The organism is Edaphobacter sp. FHG110511_03, assembly GCF_059115365.1.
In genome coordinates, this window is sequence record NZ_JBZYWL010000004.1 from 135937 (window position 1) to 161564 (window position 25628).

General features: G+C 56.3%; 20 protein-coding genes and 1 pseudogene. 7 read left to right on the forward strand and 14 right to left on the reverse strand.

From position 1 onward, the window contains the following. Positions 1-36 precede the first annotated feature (36 nt). From AC5S26_RS17580 to AC5S26_RS17595, 4 genes are all read right to left on the reverse strand, one after another. On the reverse strand, positions 37-1197 hold the full coding sequence (locus tag AC5S26_RS17580; RefSeq protein ID WP_494186231.1) for an N-acetylglucosamine-6-phosphate deacetylase: 1161 nt from the start codon (positions 1195-1197) through the stop codon (positions 37-39). Next, positions 1194-1982: a glucosamine-6-phosphate deaminase gene (locus AC5S26_RS17585; protein ID WP_494186232.1), complete on the reverse strand. Its 789-nt coding sequence runs from the start codon at positions 1980-1982 to the stop codon at positions 1194-1196. The genes AC5S26_RS17580 and AC5S26_RS17585 overlap by 4 nt, the downstream gene beginning before the upstream one ends. 26 nt (positions 1983-2008) lie before the next feature. After that, positions 2009-3478 carry a sodium:solute symporter family protein gene (locus AC5S26_RS17590; RefSeq protein ID WP_494186233.1) on the reverse strand — a complete coding sequence of 490 codons (1470 nt, stop codon included), beginning with the start codon at positions 3476-3478 and terminating at the stop codon, positions 2009-2011. Between the two features lie 309 nt (positions 3479-3787). Next, positions 3788-5497, reverse strand: a complete 1710-nt coding sequence (locus tag AC5S26_RS17595) for a 30S ribosomal protein S1 (protein WP_494186234.1) — start codon at positions 5495-5497, stop codon at positions 3788-3790. 312 nt (positions 5498-5809) lie between these two features. Between AC5S26_RS17595 and msrB the strand changes: the two genes are divergently transcribed. Together msrB and msrA are read left to right on the forward strand one after the other, a co-directional pair. Beyond that, positions 5810-6271, forward strand: coding sequence for a peptide-methionine (R)-S-oxide reductase MsrB (msrB, locus tag AC5S26_RS17600; RefSeq protein WP_494186235.1), 462 nt, complete (start codon positions 5810-5812; stop codon positions 6269-6271). Beyond that, on the forward strand, positions 6268-6795 hold the full coding sequence (gene msrA, locus AC5S26_RS17605; protein WP_494186236.1) for a peptide-methionine (S)-S-oxide reductase MsrA: 528 nt from the start codon (positions 6268-6270) through the stop codon (positions 6793-6795). Before msrB ends, msrA begins: the two co-directional genes overlap by 4 nt. Positions 6796-6849: 54 nt before the next feature. Here the strand turns inward: msrA and AC5S26_RS17610 are convergent, their stop codons facing one another. The 6 genes and pseudogenes from AC5S26_RS17610 to AC5S26_RS17635 all read right to left on the reverse strand — a co-directional run bounded on the left by AC5S26_RS17610 (position 6850) and on the right by AC5S26_RS17635 (position 11142). Next, positions 6850-8352, reverse strand: coding sequence for a DNA-3-methyladenine glycosylase 2 family protein (locus AC5S26_RS17610; RefSeq protein ID WP_494186237.1), 1503 nt, complete (start codon positions 8350-8352; stop codon positions 6850-6852). 75 nt (positions 8353-8427) lie between these two features. Continuing rightward, positions 8428-8805, reverse strand: a complete 378-nt coding sequence (locus AC5S26_RS17615) for a sugar-binding domain-containing protein (RefSeq protein ID WP_494186659.1) — start codon at positions 8803-8805, stop codon at positions 8428-8430. After that, positions 8791-9320, reverse strand: a pseudogene (locus tag AC5S26_RS17620) (FGGY family carbohydrate kinase); the annotation flags it as partial. The pseudogene AC5S26_RS17620 and the gene AC5S26_RS17615, both read right to left, overlap by 15 nt. 21 nt (positions 9321-9341) lie before the next feature. Beyond that, the gene (locus tag AC5S26_RS17625; protein ID WP_494186238.1) at positions 9342-9878 is read right to left on the reverse strand and encodes a transketolase C-terminal domain-containing protein; all 537 of its coding nucleotides are present in this window, start codon (positions 9876-9878) and stop codon (positions 9342-9344) included. Then, the gene (locus AC5S26_RS17630; RefSeq protein ID WP_494186239.1) at positions 9875-10315 is read right to left on the reverse strand and encodes a transketolase family protein; all 441 of its coding nucleotides are present in this window, start codon (positions 10313-10315) and stop codon (positions 9875-9877) included. Before AC5S26_RS17630 ends, AC5S26_RS17625 begins: the two co-directional genes overlap by 4 nt. Then, on the reverse strand, positions 10309-11142 hold the full coding sequence (locus AC5S26_RS17635; RefSeq protein ID WP_494186240.1) for a transketolase: 834 nt from the start codon (positions 11140-11142) through the stop codon (positions 10309-10311). Before AC5S26_RS17635 ends, AC5S26_RS17630 begins: the two co-directional genes overlap by 7 nt. Before the next feature lie 294 nt (positions 11143-11436). On the opposite strand from AC5S26_RS17635, the gene AC5S26_RS17640 reads away from it, so the two are divergent. The 4 genes from AC5S26_RS17640 (at position 11437) to AC5S26_RS17655 (ending at position 17119) form a co-directional block, all read left to right on the forward strand. Then, entirely contained in the window at positions 11437-12618 is a 1182-nt protein-coding gene (locus tag AC5S26_RS17640) for a substrate-binding domain-containing protein (protein WP_494186241.1), read from the forward strand. A gap of 96 nt (positions 12619-12714) precedes the next feature. Continuing rightward, positions 12715-14514 (forward strand): beta-L-arabinofuranosidase domain-containing protein, encoded by a 1800-nt coding sequence (locus AC5S26_RS17645; RefSeq protein ID WP_494186242.1) that lies wholly within the window; start codon positions 12715-12717, stop codon positions 14512-14514. A gap of 13 nt (positions 14515-14527) precedes the next feature. Further along, a complete protein-coding gene (locus tag AC5S26_RS17650; protein WP_494186243.1) occupies positions 14528-15817 on the forward strand; it encodes a ribulose-bisphosphate carboxylase large subunit family protein in 1290 nt (429 codons plus the stop codon). 9 nt (positions 15818-15826) lie between these two features. Then, positions 15827-17119, forward strand: coding sequence for a four-carbon acid sugar kinase family protein (locus tag AC5S26_RS17655; protein WP_494186244.1), 1293 nt, complete (start codon positions 15827-15829; stop codon positions 17117-17119). Positions 17120-17134: 15 nt separating this feature from the next. On the opposite strand, the gene AC5S26_RS17660 is transcribed toward AC5S26_RS17655, so the two are convergent. The 4 genes from AC5S26_RS17660 to AC5S26_RS17675 form a co-directional block, all read right to left on the reverse strand. Continuing rightward, positions 17135-18394 (reverse strand): MFS transporter, encoded by a 1260-nt coding sequence (locus AC5S26_RS17660; protein WP_494186245.1) that lies wholly within the window; start codon positions 18392-18394, stop codon positions 17135-17137. Then, entirely contained in the window at positions 18391-19071 is a 681-nt protein-coding gene (locus AC5S26_RS17665; RefSeq protein WP_494186246.1) for an aspartate/glutamate racemase family protein, read from the reverse strand. The genes AC5S26_RS17660 and AC5S26_RS17665 overlap by 4 nt, the downstream gene beginning before the upstream one ends. A 119-nt stretch (positions 19072-19190) precedes the next feature. Next, positions 19191-22580, reverse strand: a complete 3390-nt coding sequence (locus AC5S26_RS17670) for a carboxypeptidase-like regulatory domain-containing protein (protein ID WP_494186247.1) — start codon at positions 22578-22580, stop codon at positions 19191-19193. Positions 22581-23074: 494 nt separating this feature from the next. Beyond that, positions 23075-24667 (reverse strand): FAD-dependent oxidoreductase, encoded by a 1593-nt coding sequence (locus AC5S26_RS17675; RefSeq protein ID WP_494186248.1) that lies wholly within the window; start codon positions 24665-24667, stop codon positions 23075-23077. A gap of 289 nt (positions 24668-24956) precedes the next feature. Here AC5S26_RS17675 and AC5S26_RS17680 point away from each other — a divergent pair, with 289 nt between their 5' ends. Then, the gene (locus AC5S26_RS17680) at positions 24957-25619 is read left to right on the forward strand and encodes a DUF6629 family protein (protein ID WP_494186249.1); all 663 of its coding nucleotides are present in this window, start codon (positions 24957-24959) and stop codon (positions 25617-25619) included. Positions 25620-25628: the final 9 nt, after the last annotated feature.

Consider the following 25628-nt stretch of genomic DNA (forward strand, 5'->3'; position numbering starts at 1 on the left):
GAAAGTGGTCTAAAGTAGGAACTACAAAACTTGAAGTTAGACCAGATATGGAGCAGTTCCCGCGTTAGGAATTAGTTCGCCGGCCAGCCATATCTCTTGAATGGCTACTTCACCGGCCCATTGGAAGCGAATGAGGTCCGCTCGCATGCCCGTCTGCAGTAAACCACGTCCGTCGACAAAGCGGCCAGGATTCACGGTAGCCATTGTGAGTACTTCAGCAAGCGACAACCCGGTCATGTTCACAGCCTTTCCAATACATTGCACAAGCGGAATCGTAGCGCCTGCCAGGGTAGACATTCTTTCCATCGAGAGCCGTCCGTCAGCGCTAAGTTCCACCCTACCTCCAACTGGTACCGTGTATGTTCCAGCAGGCATACCGGCAAGGGAGACAGTGTCGGAGATCAGCAGGGATCGATCCAGGCCCTTTGCCCGTACCATCGCCTTGAACGTCTCGGCAGGTAAATGGTGTCCATCTGCAATAAAGGATGCGGCTAGCTGATCATTCGCGAGCTGACTCCAGATAGGGTTTGGGTGCCGAGCAATCTGCGTAGCGACCCCGTTTCCGAGATGCGTCGATAACCGTGCACCGGCGTCGACCGCGCTCCGAATTTGCTCAGGCGAAGCATGTGTATGCCCAATCGAGACATGAACATTGCGAGCTGCAAGAGCGGCGATGTACTCATCCGATCGATCGAAGTGCGGCGAAAGAGTAACAAGCCCAACCAGTCCGCCACAGGCTTCTTGCCATCGATCAAACTCTCCAAGAGAAGGAGGACGCACAAACTCTAGAGGATGAGCCCCACGGTATCCATCAATCGGGGATATATGGGGCCCTTCCATGTGCACAAACGGTATGCAGGTGGAAGCCAGCATGTCGCTCGCACGTGCCTCGGCGATTGCCCGAAGACTGCGCAGAATCATGGGCTCTGATGCAGTAATCACGGTTGGCGCGAAGCAGGTAACCCCGGTCCTGAGCATCGCCCGTACCAGCTCTATAACGGTCTTCGGAACGATGCCTTCATCATTAAAATCAAGCCCCGCGTACCCATTTACCTGCAGATCAACTAGTCCCGGCGATATCCAAAGATCAGTTGCCTCTTCGCTTTCCTCAATCGAGATGATCAGTCCGTCTTCGACCAGGACCCTAATGCATTGGCCAGTACGGGGATCACGACCAAGGATCTGTCTTTCGCTCAAAGCGCATTCCCTCCCGGGAATCGGTCAAGTCTGGCACTCGAATCATTATCTAGATACACAGTGCAGTGCGGATGTGTTCGCAGTGAGGTTGCCGGACACTCACCGCTGATGGGATCTTTAATCATAGCTCGAACCGCTGCGCTCTTATTCGTCCCAGGGACGCAGCAGAAAAGCCTTCGCCCACTCAGCAGCGCGGGCACCGTCAGTGAGATTGCCGTACGAGGCACATCGTCCAGCGTCGCGAAGCAATCATCATCTACCTGTTGCTGTCTGCAAACTTCGTCCAGTTCGACCACCTTCACTGCAAGCGGATCCTCCAGGTCTGCAGGGGGATCGTTGAACGCCAGGTGCCCATTTGCGCCAACGCCGAGAAGAACAAAGTCAATGGGAGCCTCAATAAGTTTGAGCGCATACTCCCTGCACGTAGCTTCTGGGTCATCTCCCGGTTCAATTAAATAATAGCCAGCGAGAGGAACATGATTGAAAAAAGCCTTACGCAGCCAGTTGCCGAACCGTTGAGGAGCGCTGATTGGCAGTCCAATGTACTCATCCATATGAAACGCTGTGATACGAGTCCAGTCGATACCTGATTCACCGATCAGAGCGGACAACATCTCGCTTTGGCTGGGGGCTGCCGCAAAAACAATGCGAAGGCTTGGTTTCTTCTGAAGCTCGGCGCGAACTGCGTCAGCAATATCTGCCGCCGCCTTTTGGCCCAGGTCCTTGCGTGTGCTAGCAATATGGATGTCCATCGGAGTTTTCGGTGTCTCTGCTGTGATGCTCATGAAATCAAGTTTTCCTGTAAGGTTTCCTATCGAAGTGTTGCAGTTTCCTCGATATCGGAATCGAGGGTCATAAGTAATGCTGTAGGAGCGGCACGTGGTGCAGGCGAGATGAAGCCGATCACTATGTAAGTGACAAACGCAGCAAACATGGGTGCTCCCACAGTGAACGCATTAGTAAAGCGTGGATTTAGAGCAAGCCAGTCCTGCAGAGGGGACAGCTTGAAAGTGCCGAACGTCACTGCGCCAGCAATCCAGCATCCGATCGCCGCGGCAGATCCGCTTCTCCGGAAGGGAAGCAGCAGCCCGAGCAGGATCGGGATTGCAATAGGCCCGCTCAATGCTCCATACCAGAGAATTACAATCCCGATGACTCCGCCAAAGTGCGACGCAAACAGTGCAAGCACCATGCTGAATAGCAAGAAAAAGAACGTCACAATGCGGCCCAGCAGAAGCTGCCGCGAGTCCAGCAACTTTGCTCGTCCGCCGCGAAGGGCTGGAAGAATATCCCGAACAATTACTGCTGAAACTGCGTTGGCATCAGATGAGGTCATAGCCATCGTGTGCGCAAACAACCCTGCCAGGACCAAACCAATCAAGCCAGAGGGAAGCAATTCTTTGGCAAGAAGCGCATAGGATTCCGAAGGATCTTGCAGATGGGGAAAGATAAGTGGGGCTGCCCACATCGGAAAAAATAAAACCAGCGGCCAGAGCAGATAAAGAAGTGCGGAAAGCAGTGACGACCGGCGAGCGTCTGCCGGAGTAGCCGAGGCAAGAAACCTCTGCGCGAGGCTCCAGCTCCCACCATTGTATGAAAGCATGTTTACAAAAAAATACGTTGCTGCGAATAAGACCGTGTAGTCTCCATGAAATGGCTTCAGATGGTCCGGTGGCAGAAGCTTCCACATGCGCCAGAGAGAGTTCACGCCACCCAGCTTGATCAGGACCGCTACTAACATGGAAATACCTGCTACCAGTTGGATCACAAACTGACTCAGGTCGGTGAGCGCATCCGCCCAAAGTCCTCCCATCACGGAGTAAATTACGGTCACACCGCCCGTTAGCAGAACTCCCCACAGGAACGGTACACCTGCGAATGCGTGCAGCAGAATTGCAGATGCGCTCCATTTCGCGCCCACGTCGAAGATCTTCAAAAATGCGCCACTCCACCCCAACAATTGCTGCGTGGGAAGGTTGTAGCGGGTCTTCAAGTATTCGAGCGGCGAGATCACGTTGAGACGCTGCCTCATGCGTGCCCACTTCCCCGGAAAAACATTCAGTCCCAGCAGCAGTGAAAGCGCGATCGAAGAAGCCCACCAGAAGTACACAGTGATGCCTGATGTATAGGCTAGTGCTGCATATCCCACAAAGACCGCCGAGCTATATCCGGACATGTGGTGGGAGATGCCGGCGAGCCACCACGGCATCGAGCCGCCGGCTGTGAAGAAGTCGCTTACGTTCTTAACTTTTTTACGAGCCCAAGAACCGACCCCAATCATTAGGACGAAATAGGCTCCAAGGACCAACCACCCTAGTAGGCCCATCGATTGACTCTCACTTGGTGCATAAGGTAGATCATTTCATGCAACCGATTGCATGACAGCCAGATTTTTCCTAAATACATATTGGTAGATACAGGGCGACCTGAGAATACCGATTTCTGCATGCAAGTCTTGTCTTGGAGCACCAGAGTTTGCGTGCCTGCGTGTACTTTGCTGCGATATTTCTGGTCGTTCTAGTTGAGCTTCTTCAATTCTCCGCAATTTTGTATGGGCTCAAGGGAACGTAACCCTCATCGGTATCTCCTTCTACGTCAGTTCCAGGTCGATTCGTTTGTTGTCGCGATCAATCGTAATGATCTTGAAGTTGCGCATCTGACCAACGCGAAGTGGGTCGGCCTGCGCGTTCGAAGCTTTCGTCTCGCCCTTCCATCGAGCGTTCAGCATGGAGCTCAAAGCAGAGAGATCGAGCTTGGCTTCGCTTTGACTTGGGGCATCCGGCTCGGTCTTTGCGGTTAGCGCACAACTAGCGCGAATGCCTTCGCCAAGTTCCACGATGGCGCTGTTCCCTGTCTGCTCGATGAGACGGCCCGATACGAGGTCACCGACTACATGTTCCTTGAGATACTCGTCCAGATCAGTAGGAATCAGCTGCTTCATGCTCAGCTTGATCTGACGTTTCTCGATATCGATAGCGAGCACCTGGGCCTTGACGATTTGCCCGGTCTTCAGCACATCCTGCGGATGGTTGATGCGTTTGTCGGCGCTAATCTCGCTGATGTGAACCAGGCCCTCAATGCCTTCCGTCAGTTGCATAAAGACGCCGAACTTTGTAAGTCGCGCGATCGGGCCCTCGACAACAGAGCCTGCGGGAAATTTTTGCGGGACGGCTTCCCATGGATCCCCAAGTGCCTGCTTGAGCCCCAGGGAAAGACGGTGCTCGGCCGGGGCGATTGAGAGGATGACGGCCTCAACCGTGTCATCAAGCTTGAGAAGATCTGCAGGCCGTCTCACTTTGTTGACCCACGACATCTCGGAGACGTGAATCAGCCCCTCAATGCCTGGCTCAACTTCGATGAACGCACCGAAGTCCGTAAGGCGTTTCACGGTACCGCTAACGCGCTGACCCAATTGATACCTATCCGCAGCAGAGTCCCAGGGTTCCGGTTGCAACTGCTTGAGTCCAAGCGAAATACGCCTGCTATCGGCATCAAGCTTCAGAATTTTGACCTGTAGCTGCTGACCGATGGTGAGAACTTCTTCGGGATTATTGACTCGGCTCCAGGCGATATCACTGATATGCAGCAACCCATCCACTCCGCCAAGGTCGACAAAGGCGCCATAGCTGGTAAGGCTTCGGATCTGGCCACTGACGATGTCTCCCTCGTTCATCTCCGAATAACGTTTCTGTTCAAGTTGACGGGTCTGTTCCTCGAGGATGGCGCGGCGGTCAACGACGACATCCTCTTCGGCGGTATCGAGTTTGACGATGCGGCAGGTAATCTCCTGACCAACAAGCTTCTGCAACTCGGCTGCATCGCGTGTCCCACTGCGAGATGCAGGCATAAAGGCACGGACGCCGACATCGACCGTAAGACCGCCCTTGACGATGCCAGTGACAGTTCCCACGACCGTAGCTTTTTGTGCATAGGCCTCTTCCAGGGATGACCAGTCCGTTGGTTGTGCGATCTTCAGACGCGAGAGGGCATAGTATCCCTCCTCGTTGCGTCCCTTGACCGAGACTGGAAACCTGTCCCCAACCCTAACGCCTTCGGCATTGTTCTCAAACACTTCTCGAGAGAGAACGCCCTCGATTTTGAAGCCGATATCCAGGAATACAGCGTCTGACGAGATCGACACCACGACGCCCTCTTTCTGGGCGTTCTCTGATTTCGATCGACCTGCATGAGTCTTTTCAAACTCTGATAGGAGCGTGCCAAACGATTGAGTGGAATCGTCGATGGCCTCGGGGGTGTTGATGATGTCGGGAGGGGTGTTTGGAGCGTCTTCGTTTGCCATAACAGTTGTTTTTATATTGTAGACGCGACAGCGATTACGATCCTGGCGGTTCTGCAGAGAAATTTATCAATGCTACGTCAGTGAGCCGTTGGCTGTGTGTGCATTAAAACGAATCTGTCCACTCCACTGAAGCAAATCTCCATTCCGATCCAAGATTATTTACGATGCGAGTAGTGGTGTATGGCCGAACCAGGTTGAAAGCCTGTATATACGAGTTTCCAAAAGGTCTCTGATTCTCGGCGAGAGCATTCTACGGGGCCGAGTGTCAGAATAGAGAAGTGAGCTGCGCCATCAGCTCTCGAGGGAGCGATTATGCCCGAATACGAAAAGAACCCGAACGCTATAGCCCGTCTCACTCCGGAGCAGTATCAGGTGACCCAGCGGAATGGCACAGAACGCCCTTTCGAAAACGAATACTGGGATCACGAGGAACCAGGTCTCTACGTCGATATCGTCTCTGGCGAGCCACTCTTCACCTCCCTCGATAAATTCGATAGCAACTGCGGTTGGCCCAGCTTCACCAAACCGATCGATACGGAGAACGTTGTCGAAAACGTAGATACGAGTCACGGCATGGAGCGAACCGAAGTTCGATCCAACCATGGCGACAGCCATCTTGGTCATGTATTTCCAGATGGCCCACCGGATCAAGGCGGCCTCCGCTATTGCATCAATTCGGCATCTCTCCGTTTCATTCCCCTCGATGAACTTGAAGGAGAAGGGTACGGCACGTATGCTGACCTATTCAAAGAGCGTGGCAAGGAGCAATCATGACGCAAACAAAGACGGAACGCGCGATCCTCGCCGGAGGGTGTTTCTGGGGCATGCAGGAGTTGCTCCGCCATCGGTCCGGAGTCCTCTCCACACGTGTCGGGTATAGCGGTGGCGATGTTCCCAACGCGACTTACCGCAATCATGGCACACATGCGGAAGCTGTTGAGATCATCTTCGATCCGGGGAAAATCAGCTTCAGACAGATCCTGGAGGTGTTCTTTCAGATACACGATCCAACGACTCGCGATCGTCAGGGCAACGATGTGGGGAAGAGCTATCGTTCCGCTATCTTCTATACTTCGGAGGAACAGAAGGCCATTGCCGAGCAGACGATTAAGGAAGTGAACGCATCGGGGCTTTGGCCGGCAAAGGTTGTCACTGAGGTGTCGGAGGCAGGTCCCTTTTGGGAGGCTGAGCCTGAACATCAGGATTACCTCCAGCGGATCCCTCATGGCTACACATGCCATTTCGTTCGACCTGACTGGAAGCTTCCGAGTTTGGAGGCTGCTAGCCGGACTTCATGATTCATCCGCGCAATCGGAGAGGACTTTTTCGATCCGATTTTGCATGAAGTTTTCTCAACTGCTAGCGGCGTCGGTCTCAAAACTCTGAGCGGAACTGGCGGCCCACAGATGTTGCGCCGCATACGCGCGCCACGGCTTCCACGATTCGGAGCGAAGCAGAAGGCTCTTCGGCGTCGCCGGTGCGCCATCCACTCTTGCCGCTCCGCGAAGTAATCCAACATCCGACGCGGGGAACGCGTCCATCTCGCGCACTGCTCGCAGAGCGACATATTGCGCAGTCCATTCCCCGATCCCAGGTACGGACTGTAGCTTTTCAATTGCCTCTTCCAACGTTCCAGAAGGTCGAAACAGATTGGGGTCATGTGCGGCGGCCTGGGCTAGTGCACTCAGAGCATTCAGCCTGGCCGCTGGCATTCCCAATCCAATGGATGCGACGGTAGCAAGGAGCTTCGCCGTTGGGAACACGTGCGTAAGACCCGGATGGCCGCCGGCATGCCCGGGCAGGCGTTTCCCGTGGAGCGTAACGAGTTGCCCTGCAAGCCGGCGTGCCGCTGCGACGCTAACCTGCTGGCCAAGGACCGCGCGCACCGCGAGCTCGAAGCCGTCCCAGCCGCCGGGGGCGCGCAGACCTGGTCGAAGCGCTACCCAAGGCGCGAGTCGAACATCGTTGGAAAGATGCTCGTCGATTGTCTCGATGTCCGCCCCAAGATCGAAGAGCCGCCGCACGCGATTCACGATCGCTGGCAAAGATTGCACTGCGGGAAAGCGGATGGTAACGCTCAGGCTATGCTGCAGCGGCAAGTGCGTCACTGCGATGCTCCCCATTGCGCCGTCAATTTCAACCGTTCTGAGATAGCATCCTTTTTCTATTACCTCTACGCCCGGAATGGCGCGAGCTTCGAGGAAGCTAAGCATCGATTCCCAGTCATACGGGGGACGATACCGCAAGCGGAGGACGATTCCCGCATCTGAGCTCTCGCGGCCTGCGGATGATTTGCGCCGCAACGCGCTGGGTGGGCGGTGGAACAGGTTCTGAAAGACTTCATTGAACCGTCGCAAGCTATTGAACCCAGCTGCGAGCGCCACTTCGGTCATGGGCATACGCGTCTCGTGAAGAAGATGTTTCGCGAAAAGAACCCGCCGTGTCTGTGCGACAACAATTGGCGAAGCCCCAAGGTGCTGAAGGAACAATCTTCGTAGCTGCCGCTCGCCTACACCCAGGCGACCCGCAAGAGAATCTACACTCTTTCCCTCGCCATCGAGAGCGCCCTCAGCTATAAGCACAAGCGCGCGGGAGACGGTGTTGGAAGTCCCACGCCACGAGGCAAAATCAGGCGCCGTTTCGGGCCGGCAACGAAGACATGGCCGATACCCCCCTTCCTGGGCAGCAGCGGCAGAGCCGTAAAAAGTGCAATTCGCGTACTTCGCTGTACGAGCCGGGCAAACCGGACGACAGTAAATCCCCGTCGACTTGACGCCAACATATATTAAGCCGTCGAAACGAGGGTCGCGGCTCTCGAGAGCCTTATAGCACGTCGCTTTATCGGGTAATTCCATGAGTGCAGTCTCTCATGGAAGCATTCGAGAAACTCGCGGTTTTCGGACATCGTCATCCTTCTCTGGGGATGGGGATTACGGCCTGGATTTGCGATCGAGGACGGCCCTGGCGGTGGCGCGGTCGGTGACTAGGACATTGATCCAGCGGCCGGTGAGGGCACCGCGAATGGCATCGACCTTGCGCCTGCCTCCAGCAATCCCGATGACATGCTTAATGCGCTTGAGCTGCTGGAGCTTGATGCCAATGACGCGGTCGGCGAGCAGTGTAGGGATAAGCTCGCCGTCGGAGTTGAAATACTGCAGGCAGATATCGCCGACAGCACCCTTGGTGGCGAGCGAAGCGCGTTCGCTTGCGGAGAACACGTTGCCGCTGTTGAGCAGGGGGTCCCAGTCGAGCGACTGGAGGTTAAGAAGCGCGGTGCGCGAGGCGTTGGAGTGATCGGTGGCATACACGGCGCCGCTGGTGAGTTTGTAGAGGAGCCAGTTGTCGATGGTGCCGAAACAGATCTCACCGGCGGAGGCTCGGAGTTTGAGATCAACGTCGTGCTGCAGGAGCCAGGACCATTTGGTTGCCGAGAGCAAGGGATCGAGGGGAAGCCCGGTTGTTTGGTTGATGAAGTCGGATTGCGTCGCAAGCGCTGCGCAAATATCGCTTGAACGACGGCACTGCCAGCTGATGGCGTTGACGATAGGCACGCCGGTGGTGCGGTCCCATGCTGCGGCGGTCTCACGCTGATTGGTAATGGCGACAGCTTCGATGGGAGACGGCCGGCGTGTGCGACGCAACTGTCGATGACGTTGAGGACAGACTGCCAGATCTCGAGGAGGTCCTGTTCGATGCGCCCCAGCGAAGGAGTGTAGAGCTGGATGGGACTGGATGCGCGGAAGACGGGCCGGCCATGCTGATTGACGAGCAGCGCCTTGGTGTTGGTGGTTCCCTGATCGATGGCGAGGATGAAGCCAGGCATAGCGGTTAGAGTTTCTTCCCATTAGATCGAGAGCAGCAGACGCGATACCCTGCGTGGTGAGATGGAAGTGTTCAAGCAGGAATTTGGCCGAACCGGTGGGCGCGAAGACATCGGGGACCCGAGAATTCGCATCGGGGCAGGATGGTGGAGCGCGAGAATCTCGGCGACGGCGCCACCGAGTCCACCGGCGATGAGTCCTTCTTCGGCTGTAACGATGCCACGTGTGGTACGGGCAGCGTGTAGGATGGCATCGGAATCGATAGGTTTGATGCTGCTCATGTTGAGAACGCGCGCGTGCATCCCATGCTCCTCCAGAACGGCAGCTGCGTCGACTGCGCGCGAGACGAGAACACCATTCGTAATGATGGTCACGTCATCTCCTTCATGAAGGACCGATGCCTTGCCGAGGGTGAAGGTATCAGATGGTGAATGAACACCGGGTACGGGCATACGACTGATGCGGAGAAACATTGGGCCTTGGTGTTCGAGAGAGTAATACATGACCTGCGCGGTCTCCTGGGCGTCGGCAGGAACAATGACGGTGAGGTTGGGAATCACGCGCGTCCATGCGAGATCTTCGATGGAGTGGTGGGTTGTGCGCCGAGCTGGCCGTAAGCCATACCTGAGGACATGCCGCAGAGCTTGACATTCCACTTCGAGTAGCCAAGATCGACCTTGACTTGCTCCATGGCGCGGGCGGTAAGGAAGCAGGAGGCACCGCAGACATAGGGGACCATGCCACCGTTGGCGAGGGCGGCACCGACGCCGACCATGTTTTGTTCGGCGATCCCCACGTTGACAAAGCGATCTGGAAATTTTGCGCTGAAGTTCTTGAGCTTGGTGGAAGAGACGGAGTCATTGACGACAGCGCAGACTCGGACATCTGCACCGGCTATGGCCTCAAGCGCGGAGGAGTAAGCATCGCGGCAGTCGAAGAGCCTCGCGGTTTGTATGTTGGATGAGATCTTTCGCTCCATAGCGGTTGTGTCTACCATGGCAGGTCTACCTTGAGCTCTGCGGCAGCAAGCGCGAGCTGTTCGCGGGTTGGGACGCCATGATGCCATGCCGGTTTGTTCTCGGCAAAGCTGACGCCCTTACCTTTGATTGTGTCGGCGATGAAGCATGTGGCCCTCCCGCGCTCGAGGGGAACAGAGGCGAAGGCCTCGAGTAGTTCAAGATGGTTATGTCCATCAAGCTCGTGGACGGCGAAACCGAAGGCCTTAAATTTTTCCGGTAGAGGGTCCATGCGGATGGTGTTCTCGGTGAAATCGCCCTGCTGGATGCGATTACGATCGACGATGACGATGAGATTATCGAGTGCGTAGTGATGTGCGGTCATGGCCGCCCCCCAGTTGGAGCCCTCCTGCAACTCGCCGTCGCCTGTGAGCACGAAGACTCGCCATTGTTCCTTTCTCATTTTGGCGGCGAGTGCTGCGCCCACTGCGATGGGAAGACCGTGGCCCAGCGGACCAGTGTTGGCTTCGACGCCGGGCAACTTGTTGCGATCGGGATGTCCATTGAACATAGACAGCGGATCCATGAAGGTTTTGAGGTGCGAGGCAGGGAAGAAGCCGCGAGCAGACAGCGTGGCGTAGAAGGCGCCGGAGCAATGTCCTTTGGACATGATGAAGCGGTCGCGCTGGGGCCACGCGGAATTTTCGGGTTCTAGATTGAGGATGCCGCCGAGATACAAGCAGGTAAGGATATCGGCTGAGAAGAGGTCCCCACCTGTGTGGCCGAGCTGCGAATGATTCGCGGTGATACGAGTTTTGTTCGCGCGAAGGGCGAGCTCTTCACCAGATAAAGTCGTCGTTGCCTGCATCGTGAAAGAGATCGTACGTTAAAGAAACGGAGGCTGTAATCAAAATATGTCGAGCATGCATAAAAATGCTGCATAGCTCTTCTGTGTAGTGGATGATCATAAAAACAGCGAAGTGATTGAGTTTACGAATTTCCCAAAGGTTAGAGAGTATGAGACAGCCAAGGCCAGCCCCCCTTCGATTGTTGAAGTTTCGCGAAGTCGGGGATTTGCGAGGAGCAAAAGTGTGAATGACGTCCTTGCGAGTTCCGTAATGCGGAATATATGATGTGCCACGAATCGGGGGACGGGCGGGCGATGGCAAAGAAGCATCAACATCATCAGGGTGCGTCGAAGGGGGAGGAACAGCCGGCGCGTCGCGGTGACCGTAATGAATCGCTGACTGTTCTACGAGCGTGCGAGGTGCTGAAGAGTTTTCGTTACGTGGGAGAAGAGCTGCCGCTCGCAGCTGTGGTCGAGCGGTCGCAGCTGCCGAAGACAACGACGTTTCGGTTGCTGAAGACGTTGATTCACGGTGGCCTGCTGGAGCGTTCGAGCTCAGCCGTTTATAGAAATCGCTTCGGTCCGGTAACGGCTAGGCCATTTCGCATTGGGTTCGCAGCACAGGGCGACTCGGAGTTCTGCCGCACTGTAGTGCAGGGAATCGAGAAGGCAGCAGCACGCGAGCATATCGAGCTGGTCCTGGTGAACAATCGTTATTCGGCCCGCGAGGCGCTGCGGAATGCGGATCAGCTGATCCGGGAACGGGTGGACTTGATCCTGGAGTATCAGACATACGAGCGCGTAGCGCCGATTATCTCGTCGAAGTTTCTGGAGTCGAATACGCCAGTGATTGCGATCGAGATTCCGCATCCGGGGGCGATCTACTTTGGTGCGAACAACTATAAGGCTGGTCTGATCGGGGGAAGGGCCTTGGGCAGATGGGCACGTGATCACTGGGGCGGCGAGGTGGATCAGCTTTTGCTGCTGGAGTTGCCGATCGCAGGATCACTGTTGGAGCTTCGCACCACCGGTATGGTGGATGGTCTTCGTGCTGAGCTCCCGCATCTGGCATCGGTGCCAATGGTGCATCTGAACGGCAGGGGGGATTTCGAGCAGGTTTTGGAAGTGCTGCGGCAGTATCTGCGGCGGTCGAAGGCGAAGAAGCGAACCTTGGTCGGCGCAGTGAACGACGTGTGTGCGCTGGCTGCGGTGCGGGCCTTCGAGGAGGCAGGAGCGAGCGAGAGATGCGCAGTCGTAGGCCAAAACGCGATTCTCGACGCCCGCAACGAACTGCGCAAGCCAAACACACGCCTGGTGGGGACAGTGGCGTATTTTCCTGAACGCTACGGAGACGAACTAGTGCCGCTGGCGTTGCAGCTTCTGCAAAAGAAGTCGATCCTGCCAACGATATTTGTGAAGCACCAGATCATCACGCCGCGGAATGTGGACCTGATTTATCCGCTGGATAAACCAAAGCTATCAAGCGGGCGTCTTTAGTGGTGCAACAAATGATTCCGGTATGCGGAATATTTTTAGGTCAGAACAATCTCGCTATAGGCGAGCTTGCAAGAGAATCGTTAGACTCATCGCGGAATGATCGAAGGATTTCAACAACTATCGCGTAGAACGTTCCTGAAGGCGGCTACGGCTGCGTCGTCGTCGGGATGGACGTCAACGACAGGAGCGGGGCAGGAGGCCGTGCGCGAGTTGCCGTATGCCGCGGTGGAGTTGTGCGATGGAGCTTTCAAACGACAATACGACAAACTACGCTCCCACTATCTTGCGCTGGATAACGATCGGTTACTGAAGGTGTATCGCCAGCGCGCTGGATTTTCCGCGCCTGGTGCGGACATGGGCGGATGGTATGACTTGGACGGATTCGTGCCGGGTCACACGCTGGGGCAGTACATCTCGGGGTTGTCTCGGATGGGTGCGAGCACAGGAGACAACGCGTGCCACGAGAAAGTGCACGAGCTGGTGACCGGCTTTGGAGCGACATTGGGCCAGAAGAACGTGTCGGTTCTGCGTCCGGAAACGAACCTATGGGTGTGCTACACGTTGGATAAGCACTTCGTGGGTCTAATCGACGCCTCCAGATTGAGCAAAGTCGAAGAGTCGACGGTACTGCTGAATCGCGTATTTGAGGGCGCCCGACCGCTATTGCCGCCAAAGGGACGGGATCGCATCGGAAAGAAGAACCCTCCCTACGATGAGACCTTCGTGATGCCGGAGAATCTGTTTGCCGCGGAGGAAGTGACGGGCAATGCAGCGTTCAAGGAACTGGCTGTCCGCTATTTGCTGGACCAGGAGTTTTTCGACCCGCTGGCACGCGGTGGCAATCCTCTACCGGGCCAGCATGCGTATTCGCATGCGATTGCGCTGAGTTCGGGAGGTAAGGCATATCTGACGTTGGGCGATAGCAAATATCGGGCGGCACTGGAGCAGGCGTTCCGGCTACTGACGACTCAGCAGCAGTTTTCTTCGGGCGGGTGGGGTCCGGACGAGACGTTCATTGAACCGCATAAAGGGCAGCTATATGCTGCGCTGTCCTCGACAGTGGACCACTTTGAGACGCCGTGCGGAGCGTATGCAGCAACAAAGCTGGCGCGATATCTTATGCGGATAACCCCGGATGCGGAGAAGCGAGTGCAGTATGCGGACTATCTGGAGCGGGTGCTCTACAACACGATCCTGGCGGTGAAGCTGCCTGACTCGAATGGAGGGTACCCGTATTATTCAACGTATTCTGCGGCTGCGAACAAGGTTTATTACCAGCGTAAATGGCCCTGCTGTTCGGGGACTCTGGCGCAGACAGTAGCCGATTATCCGTTGAATATCTACATGCAGACGGATCGGGGGCTGGACGTAAACCTGTTCACCGGATCGCAGGTTTCATGGCAACAGGGGGACGCTACTCTTACGCTGCGGCAGGAGACGGAGTATCCCACCGGAGACCGTGTGCTGTTGCGATTCAAGGCGTCGAAGCCGACAGAGTTCACTCTGAACGTTCGTGTGCCTTCGTGGGTTGCGAATAGGATTCCGTTCAAGGTAAACGGAAAGTCAAGCGCATTGGGCCGCCCCGGAACCTACGCGACGGTTCGCAGAGTGTGGTCTTCGGGGGATACGGTCGAGTTCAATGTCCCGCAGGCATTTCGGACAGAGGCGATCGATGACATGCATCCGGAAACCGTGGCGCTGATGCGCGGGCCCGTACAGTATGTGGCACTGAATCTTTCCGCTGACGTAAGCCGCAACACAGCGGCTTTGCCCGCGAGCCTAAAGGGCTCAGGAGATGCAACGTTTACCGAGAACTATGCAGGACGGCAGGTTGTGTTTGTGCCCTTCTTCCGGACTCAGAACGAGACATACACTACATATTTTTCGAAGGCGTAAGGACGGGATCTCGATGAACGAAGATGCAATCGATTATTCTGCCGAGCGCATTTATGCGCGTTACTGGATCGAGACGGCGTATCCATTGATGCAGGCCGCCGCCACGATGGCCGGCGAGCAGTCTACGGGAACTTTTCTTCGCGTGCCGGGCGAGACGGATGAGCTGCGCGTCGCTTATGCGGCACGCGTGGAGCAGATTCGAGAGACGGGAGTGAGTGCGATTCCAGGTCTTCCCGGTGCGGGAACGCCAAAGAACTGGGACGGAGTGCGGCGCACGGCGGAGCTCGTGTTGTCGTGGCCCTTGCATAATATTGGCCCGAGCCTGCCGAACCTTCTGGCGACGGTGGCTGGAAACCTGTGGGAGCTGAAACCATTTTCCGGCATAAGGCTGATGGATCTGGTGCTTCCGCCTGCGTTTCTTTCGGTCTACCAAGGGCCGCAGTTTGGAGTGGGAGGCACGCGCAGGGTCACCGGCGTATACGACAGGCCGTTGATCGGAACGATCATCAAGCCGAGCATCGGCCAGACACCAGCCGTAACTGCCGAGCAGGTGAGGATTCTGGCGGAGGCAGGGATCGATTTCATTAAAGATGACGAGCTGCAGTCTGACGGGCCGGGATGCCCTTTCCGTGACCGCGTGGACGCGGTGCAACAGGTGCTGAATCGATATTGCGCCCAGACCGGCAGACGCGTGATGTATGCGGCAAACATCACGGGTGATGTGGACGAGATGCTGGAGAGGCTGGAGCATATTGCGGCATGTGAGGGCATATGCGCGATGGTGAGCATCAACTCGATCGGCCTGCCAGCGATGAAGATGGTGCGGGCTCATTCGAAAGTGGTCATCCACGGCCATCGCAACGGCTGGGGCCTTTTAGGCAGAAGCCCCGCGATCGGGATGAGCTTTGTTGCATTTCAGAAGCTTTGGCGCCTGGCGGGGGTAGACCATCTTCACGTCAATGGCCTGCGCAACAAATTTTGTGAGACCGACGAGTCCGTGCTCGCGTCGGCGCGCGAGTGTCTGACGCCAATGTTTGGAAACGGCTATGCAGGTTGCGAGGTGATGCCGGTATTTTCGTCAGGGCAATCGGCGAGACAAGCGGCTGACACCTACAAGGCACTGGGTTCTAACGATCTGATCTTTGCATGCGGCGGCGGCATCATGGGTCACACGATGGGCGTGGCGGCAGGAGTACTGAGTCTCCAGCAGGCATGGGAGGCGGCGATGAAGGAGATTCCTCTGGTTGAGCACGCAAGGAACAGACCTGAGCTGAAGGCCGCGCTTGAGATGTTTGGTAGCTAGATTCGACCCATGTTCTATACATTTTATGGCGACGACTTCACCGGCTCGACAGATGTGCTGGAGCAGCTTGCGCTTTATGGCGTAAGCGCGGTGTTGTTCCTAAGGATGCCGACAGACGCTGAGCTTGCGCGATTCAGGGGAGTTGATGCGCTGGGAATCGCGGGGGATAGTCGATCACGTTCTCCAGAATGGATGGATCAGAATCTGCCGGCGATCTTTGGGTTCTTGAAGAGCATGAACGCGCAGGTGAATCACTACAAGGTCTGCTCGACGTTTGACAGCAGCGCGGTCCGAGGAAGTATTGGACGAGCGATGGAGATCGGTGACAGGGTCTTTAGCCCGCGGTTCGTACCGATTATCGTTGTAGCTCCTCATCTGAGGCGTTACGTTGTCTTCGGCAATCTGTTTGCACGCGATTCCGATGGTGAAGTAAAGAGAATCGACCGGCACTCGATGTCGCTGCATCCTGCAACGCCGATGCGGGAGGCGGATCTGCGCAGACATCTTGCGGCGCAGACCGGGATCAGGATCGACCTGTTGGACTTGCCTGCACTGCGAGAGCATCGCGCGGAGGAACGGCTCGACTCGCTTGTCGAGGGGGGAGCGGGAGCGGTGTTGTTTGATGGAATAGACGACGATGACATGGGGCGATCCGGTGAGCTTCTGATGAAGGAGGCGGGCAGGTCTCCGCTGTTCGTGGTGGGAAGCTCGGGGGTGACCGCCGCCGTACTATCGGCGCGGAGGAAGGCGAGCAATGCTGCGGCGAAAGTTTCGAAAAAAGATGGCCCGAATGAAAGAGGACCACTTCTCGTGGTCAGCGGGTCGTGTTCCTTAGTAACGATGGCTCAGGTTCAGTACGCGGCGGAACACGGGTTTCGCAGCATCGCAGTGGATGCGCCGAAGCTCTGCAACTCGGAGACCGCCGGGGAACTGGTGGAGAAGATATCGCAGGGGGTGTCGAAGGCATTGGCCGATGGTGTGAGCACGGTGCTGTACACGGCGCTGGGTCCGCAAGACCGCTCCTCCGCAGGGAATGAGCTGGGCTATGCGCTGGGTGTCCTGTTGAAAAAGATTCTTAAGGAGACAGGACAGCGCAGAGTAGTTCTATGCGGTGGGGATACATCTTCGCATGCGGTTCAGCAACTGGGATGCTATGCATTGACGGCGATTCGGCCGACGCAACCGGGGGCGCCGCTGTGCCGCATCCACACGGACGATCCAGACATCGACGGGCTGGAGCTGGTGCTGAAGGGAGGGCAGGTAGGGTCGAGAGATTTCTTTGAGGTGGTTCGAGATCTTTGATCGAGGTTGAATAGATCAAGCGTTTCTGGAGAGACGTGCATCGTCCTGCAGTCCCTTTGTGCAATCGACCATGGCGAACAGCAGAGCGGCGAGGATGACGGCAACTGCGATGACCCTGAGGGGAAGATCGTAGTTGCCGGTGATCTTGACGATATAGCCGAAGGCTACAGTGCAGATCCAGCCTCCAAGATTGCCACCGGTATTCATCATTGCAGTGGCAGTTCCGCCGAAGTGGCCCCCGAGGCTCATGCACATGGCCCATGCCGCCGGCAGCATAAGATCCATTACACCGAAGCCCAGCGTGGCGAGTACTACGATGGCGACGTGGTCTTTGACAAGAGACATGGCGAACAGGGAGGATGCGGTAACAAGCAGACAGCAGAAGGTGATCCATCGATAGGATTTCTTTCGCCCATAGCGCAGGACAGCGCGCTCGCTGAGCAGGCCGCCGACGAGGTTGCCGATCATTCCCATGACGAAGGGGAAGGATGCGAAGAGACTCATCTGCGAAACGGAGAATCCTGCTCCCCGAACCAACCAGGTCGTGAACCAGCCAAAATAGAACCAGCTTCCGAAGGCATACAGAAGATAGGCGAGCACGATGAGCCAGAGATTGGAAAGGCGGAGCATCTGGCGCCAAGGCACGGCAACGTGTGATTCGAGATCAGTAGAATGGCCGATCTCGGCCAATTCTCCAGACGTTATGTCGTGCATCTCCTCGGGATAGTTGCGGAACCAGGACCACCATGTGATTGCCCAGACGATGCCGACTGATCCCAGCATCCAGAAGCTGGCCCGCCAACCGAATCGCGCGGACAAAGGAACGAGGATGAGTGGAGCGAGTGCGCCGCCAAGCCTGCTGGCTCCCCAGACCATGCCTTGCGCGCGAGCGTGTTCGGCTTTCGGAAACCACCGCGCGATGACGCCAGCCGCGTTAGGATAGGCTCCAGCGGCGCCCATGCCGAAGAAAAATCGCGATAGACCGATCTGCCAGAAGGTTCTGCACCATCCGGTGAGCGCGGTAAAGGCCGACCACCATGCAGTGATCCGAGTAAGCTCGAGACGCTGGCCCCGGCGATCTCCGAAGGCCCCGGAGGGGATCTCAAAGAGCGCGTTTGCGAGGATGTACGCGCTGAGAACCCATCCCCACTGATCGGGCGAGAGATGTAGCTCGGCACGAATGCCAGGCTCGGCTACCGGAATGGCAAGCCGATCGAGAAAGGTGATGACAGAGACGCAGCAGAGAAGAGCAAGGACGCCGTGGCGCTTCTTCAAGCCTTTGCTCCAGACAGTTGCTGAAGGATATCGTGCGCGCGACGTACGCAGAGATCCGGGCTGGCGAAGACGGGAACCTTGATGGTTTCAGGTGGCATTGCGTTGACGATTCTCGCCATGGAGGCTTGGGCGAGCACAATGGCGTCGACATGGGCCATATCGTTAATCAGTGCGGAGCCGACGATGCGGTCGTGAGTGGCAGTATCGCCTGCCAGGACAGCCTCAAATGCCCCGTCGCAAAGGGATTCGACCAATTCGATTGATTTGCCGATGGCGTTGGCTTTGCTGCGCAGTTGCGCAGCGGTTGGAAGCATTGTCGTCTTGAGCGTCGCGATGACACCGATTCTGCTGCCAGACTGTACCGCTGCCTCGGCCATGGCATCATCGATGCGGATGATGGGGAAATCGAATAGCTGCTGAGCGAGTGTGACGCCTTCGCCGATGGAGGAGCATGTGACCATAACGGCATCGGCGCCTGCGCCAGAGGCTGATTCGATCATTCCCACGAGCCTGCGGATGGTTCGCTTTTCAAGCGCGCCGGCTCTTACGGTCTCTTTGATAAGGCTTTCGTCAACCATATGGAAGAGTTTGACGTGAGGCATTTGCCGGGCGCAAAGATCGGAGAAGAGAGGGGTGAGGGTGGGGCTGGTATGAATCAGGGCAAGAGTCTGAGGCACAGGATCTCCTTTTTGTAAGTGGAACATGGCTCAACCCAACCATTCCCGGAAATGACACGCCGATGAAAGATACCTTATAACGCGAGCTTCTAGATGACAGGCCCGCAACTGCGATGTGATTAGAAAATGATGCGGATGGCCGCCTGGTTCTGGCGGGCGGGAACTTTGCCATTTGTCGATGAGATGGTCCCCAGGGCTGTGCTGGTGACCGATGTGTTTGGCGTTGAGAAGGCGGGGTGGTTGAGGACGTTGAACGATTCGAAGCGAAGCTGCAATTCAAGCCATTCAAAGCGTGTGGTCTTGAAGACGGAGGCGTCGAGTGTTCCGATGCCGGGTCCGCGCAGGAGATTTCTTGAGCTTGTTCCGTAGTTTCCAGAAGCAGGGTTGCGGAAGGCCGCCGGATCGAACCAATGGTCGATGTTCTGGACGAAGCCGCTGGGTTGAGCATTTCCGAGGAGGTCTGCGCGCAGCGATGTGGCCTCGTTTACGTTGTTGGTATCCGTGCCGGCGACAGAGAATGGGAATCCTTTCTGCGCCGATCCCAGGAGATTAACCTGCCACCCGCCGATGACTCTTCGGGTGAAGTCGCCGGTGCCGCCTCCGAAGTGCTGTCCTTCGCCGAAGGGAAGATTGTAGAGAACGGCGGCGACGATCCTCTGTCCTACATCGTAGGACGAACGAGCATAGTCACAGCTTGGGCAGCGATAGTTCTGAAATCCGAATGGGCCGCCCGCGTCTCCGGTGACGGCGGCAGCGGCCGATTTGATGTCCATCATCTTCGACCACGAATAGCCGATGGTGGCCGTGACATCTTTCGCGCTGCGTTGCAGTTTGAGGTTGAGGGCGTTGTAGTTGGAGTATCCGCTCCAGTCCTCGATGATCATCTGGCCGAAGTTTTTGTAGGGGCGGCGTGCCACCTGATTCACCTTCAGTCCGTTCGCAGCGTTGTTCGGATCGCAACCGTTGGCGAGGATGCACTGAGTCGGCTGGTTGGCATTGGTGCGGATATTGAGATGAGTCCCCTTGTTGCCGACATATTCCGCGGTAGCAATTGTCTTCGGCCCAAGTTGCTGCTCGATGCCGAAAGACCAGTCCTGTGCGTAAGGGTTAAGTTTCCGGGGGGCTGCGACCTGAACAAGCGAGTTGGCAAAGGTTGCGGTGGTGACGGGACCAAGTGTGAGCGGCGGGAAGAGATTGTCCGTGTTGTAGATGACGCCTGTGCCGGCGGAGGATTGATAGGCCTGAATGGGAGCATATGGATAGAGGGCCGTTGAGGAGACCCACTCGTTGGTCTGGAACGAGTCATAGAACATGCCGTATCCACCGCGAACGACCATACCTGCATTATCGAAGAGACGGAAAGAGAAGCCAATGCGTGGGGCAAGAACGTTCTTCTGTGCTGGCCCCGGACCGCGGCGGCCATCGTAGATGTAGAGGCTGCCCCCGTACTGCTGAGTGATGGCTTGGTTTGCCTGAAAGAGGCTGCCGTTGCCGGCAGGATTGAACCATGCAAGGTGATCCTGCTCCTCGTAGGGAATGGTTGAGAAGTCGTAGCGTAGGCCGAGATTCAAAGTGAGCTTCGAGCTGATCTTCCAATCATCGGTGACGTAGGGAGCCCAGGCTTTGAAGTGGAGATGCACGGAGTTGCCGGTGCTGACGTTGGATACAGGGGTAGGTTGAGCCGCCTGAGCCGTGAACGCCGTGCCAAGCAAGAGGTCGGCGATCTGGTTATGACTGAGAGTGCCGTTGAAGGAGAAGTTGCCCTGGGGATTGACTGTGCTCTGACGGTCGAGGACGACGTTTCTCCACCCGAAGCCGAATCCGAGAGTGTGTTTGCCGTGGGTATAAGAGACAGAATCGGAGATATCCCATGCGGGCTGAAGGCTTCCGGTAGGCAGGTTCGCTGGACCACCGGCGCCACTGAGATTTTGGGTTGCGCTTCCAGGGGCATTAGGGGCGAGTCCCGCGCCGAGGCCGATGACAGGATAGTTGGCCGTATTCATAAGGAAGATATTGTTGAAGCCGAGAGTCGTGGCGTCGTCGGCAGGGATAAGTGTTCCCAGACGAAGCACCTGGGCTTCGAGATACCCGATTCGAAATTGGTTGAGCAGATTTGGTGTGAAGATGTGTGTCTCGGTGAACTGGTAGTTGCGGGTGACCTGGTTCTGCTGCGTCGCATTGGCGGGGGTCAGCGCAGGATTGAGCACGTAGACGTCGGCCATCGTTGTGCGTACGAAGAAGGAGTCTTTGGCGCTGAGTAGCTGGTCGATGCGATAGGTCTGCTGGTTTGCGTTGACGGTAAAAGGTGCGTTCGTCGTGTAGTTGTATGCCGTAACTCCGGCGACATTGGGTGCGGCGAAAAGCTTGCTTGCAGCCAGCTTGCCGAGGCGCGAGATTCTGCTTGCTGGGATGACGAAGGCTCCAGCCGAGTTTCTTGGGAACGGCGCTCCCGTATAGGGGTCGACGATGGTGGGGTTATTGGGGTTGGAACTCAAGGTTGAAGTCTGGAAGATGCCGTTAAGCTGATCAGTCGTTGGCATGAAACCGGTTTGCACCCTCTCAGAACTGATGCGCTGACCTTCATAATTGGCGAAGAAGAACGTCTTGTCTCGGTCGTTATAGATCTTGGGAATGAAGATTGGGCCACCCAGAGAGTACCCGAACTGATTCTGTCTTAGAGGCGCGCGGGACTGCGGAATTTTGTTGAACCAATCGCGCGCGTCGACGGCGGTGTTGCGGATGAACTCGAAGACGCTTCCGTGGAACTGGTTGGTCCCGGAGCGGGTGCTGAGGTTGACTTGGTTGGCGCCGAATCCAAACTCTGCAGTGTAGTTCTTTGTCTGCGCCTTGAACTCCTGGATGGCCTCGACGGAGATCGTGAAGGCGGGTGTGACGTAGCTGGTGTCCGTTATGGTGGTTCCGTCGAGCGTAAAGCTGTTCGATGCGCTGACGCCGCCGCCAATGCTGATGGCGTCGCCGACGCCATAGCGGAACGAGGACTGTTCGCCACCGGTTTGCACGGCGCCCGGCTCGAGGAAGAGGAGATTGACGAAGCTGCGTCCGTTGAGAGGAAGCTCGCTTACCTGGCGCCGATCGACGACAGTCCCGATCGTCGAGGAGTCGGTGTCCAAGCTCAACGCGTTTGCCGTGACTTCTACGCGCTCACTGGTACTGCCAACCTCAAGTGACGAATCCACACGAACGGTCTGGTCGACCTGCAGCGTAATGCCGGTCCGCACCTGTGTCTTGAAGCCTTCTTTTTCGGCCGTGACGTTGTAGGAGCCAGGCAACAGCAGCGTGGCGGTGAAGTTGCCTGAAGCATCGGTAGTGATATCGCGCTTGTCGCCGCTGCCGATGTTGATAATCGAGACCCGCGCCCCGCTGATAGTCGCGCCAGTCGTGTCGGTAACGCGACCTGTGATTGTTCCTGAGGTGTTCTGTGCATACAGAAGTTCACTGAACATCATCATGACGATGGTTAGAAACCATAGCTTGCTCCGGTGGATCATCGGACTCCCTCTCAGCGTTGATCAATCTTCTTTCGCCGAGAAAAACTCAAACTGGCGAGCTCGAGTGGTCACGCTATTGAGGGGCTGGAGAGCTGTCAAGGCTCTTGTATAAGCGTCATCAACATTCAGCTGTGCCGCAACATTCAGCTGTGCCGCAACTTGGATTGTTTCAAAACGCGGAATGAAGACGCCGAGCGGCCTTATAACTTCATTAAATCCGTAAGTTAGCAGGCATATCGAAACAGAGAGTACGGCATGGGGGAATATTTTATGGCTGGGGAAGGTGTGCCGTCATTCTGAAATGCGGAACGGGAGAAGATCCTCCCGGGGGCACGAACCACTCCGAGAGGCTTCGTCTTTTTTCGCACCGCCAAGTTCGTGTCTTTTGGATTTCGGTCGGCAATTATTAGATCATCACTAATGTCCCGTCCGGCTCTGTGTGGCTACGCATCCATCTTTCCCTTGATTTTGCAGAAAGAGGCTTAGTCTTTCAGCTACCTTTGTTCAGCCTTTTCCTCCTGATCCACGTGCAGAATGGCGCCGTGGTCGCGCAGGAGTTTCTGCAGCTTTGCCACATCGATCTTCTGGACTGGCTCGTGGGTTTTGATCGCCATAGCGGCCGCTACCCCGGCAGCCTGTCCGATGATCATGTACTGCGGCTCCATGCGAACCGAGGAATAGGCAACGTGGGAGGCGGAGAGGCATACCGGAACAAGCAGATTGTCGGTCTCTGAAGTTTTGGGGAGAATGGCTCGGAAAGAGATCTCATAGGGCTGCACCGAAACTTGCACGTCGCCTTCGTTACGAACCGAACCATCGGGCATGGCAACGCGTTGGATGTTGTGCGAGTCGCTGTTGTAGGAGCCCATCCCGATGGAGTCCGGCTTGGTACGATCGGTCTGCAGGTCCGCCTGGTGCATTACGTATTCGCCGACCATGCGTCGGCCCTCACGGATATAAAGTTGGTTGGGCCAGTGATCAGTGTCCGCGAACTCGTCTTTGGCCCGGCCCCAGGTATTGACCTCGGCGCGTAGGGAGGTGGGTACCTTGGAATCCTGCGATAGAAACCATAAAAAGGATTGCGTATAGAGCAGGTGCTCCTCCCATACCCGTTTGCGTATGGCATACGTGGCGTCAGGGTACGTCCAGCTCTTCCCGATATAGTCGGTCGAAAAAGGCCCATTGTTATTGAAATCCGCTTTGTGGGCAGGGATGGCTACCGGATTCATCACATCGTGCAGCACAGGCGGACGGTTCATGTGCTCTTGAAATTGCTGCAAATAACGGGCGAGCAGGGCGAACAAAGAGGCATCGTAGCCAGCTGGCTTCGTCCAGGGAAGGCGGTTGGCTGGATCGTTGGTGAGGATAAGTCGGAAATTATAGGCTTGGACCTTCTTGTCGCCTTCGCCGTCAGCTCCCATGGGACCGGGGTCAACATAGGGCATCAGGTGATGCTGATCGTCGTAAGGCGAGATCTTCCACAGAAACTGGTGTTTTGGCGTCTCTACGCGTACGCCTGCGAGGTTCTCGCCATACACCGTGGTCGACTCGCGCCCGACGGTGTAAGCAACCTTCGCCTGCGCCATCAAATCTCCTTCATAGGAGCAGTCGGCGAAGACCTTCGCTCGCCAGGTCTTTCCATCTTCCGTCGTAAGGCCGGTGATGTGTGTACCGGCTTTCACCACTCCGTTTGATTCGCGCAGTCGTTCCTTGAAGTGAACTTCGACGCCTGCCTTCTTTAACCATTCAGCGAAGATCGCCTCGTCGAGGTGCGGCTCCGAGAGCCAGTTCGACCTTCTCAACAGATCGCGGACGCCGTAATGAGAGGCCGCCTCCAGATAGAAATCATGGGCATAGCCGCCGATGATCTGAAAGTGGCCGAGGTCGGTGGCCGAAAGGCCTCCTGTAACCATACCGCCGAGATGGGTGCCCGGCTCCAGCAGGATGACGTGCAATCCCTCACGCGCACCCGAATAGGCGGTCATTACGCCTGAAGCTGTACCTCCGTAAACGACAAGGTCTGACGATGCGGGTGCAGCGGCAGAAGCTGAAACGGCAATAAAGGCGAGGAATAGAGCAGAGGCCACGCAACTCAAAGATCTCATGGTGAAAGATGCTGACATGCGAGAGGGGCTTTTGGCACGTTTCCATCAGTTATGTTACGGGCTGTTACATCGAGTTTTCATACACTTGGGAGCAATAGGCGTGCATCCGCCCAGTGCCCATCCTGGAAAATCCCAACCGAGTTTAGGGGCTTTTCCCGGCATGATGTTTCCGGGGTGTGGGAGGATTGGAAGGTCAAGAAAGTATTCCAACGAAGCCTGCTTCTGCTGTTGCTGCGGTCGGAGACAGGATTGGCACCAGGAGGAGAGATCAGTGTGTTTTTCGGCGGCAGCGAACTTTGTTGGAAGTGCTGTGTTGGGTGCAATCGGAGTGGCCACATTCACCCGGGTGAAGCATAAACGAGAGCTGTTGTTCGCATCGCTGCCGACCTTGTTTGCAATCCATCAGTTCATCGAGGGGTTTGTCTGGCTCGGGCTGGACGGTGTTTTGTCCCCTGAGGTGACTCACAAAATGGGTGCGGCGTTCGTGCTATACGCCCAGGGTCTGTTGCCATTTCTGCTGCCGCTCAGCGTATTGCTGTTTGAGCCGGACCTGAAGAGTCGAAGGCGGATGCTGCCGTTTCTAGCTATCGGCACAGGAACAACGCTCTATATGCTCTGGGGGCTGGTGGCATACCCATTGCGAATCTTCGTTCAGGGCAACAGCATCGTCTACATCAATGACGGAACGAACAATACGGTTCTTGCCGTCCTTTATGTAATCGCTACATGCGGATCCCTGTTTTTCTCAAAGGTGAGAGACATGGTGATCTTCGGCGGAGCAAACCTTGGGATTCTGCTGATTACGATGGCGGTGAAGCGCTATGCGTTTACATCGGTGTGGTGCGCTTATGCCGCTGTGGCGAGCATCATCATCTGCGTTTACTTTCTGCGGAGTGGAAAGCACCGGCCTTTTTCGTACCTAGAAGCGATATAAGCGGAGGGG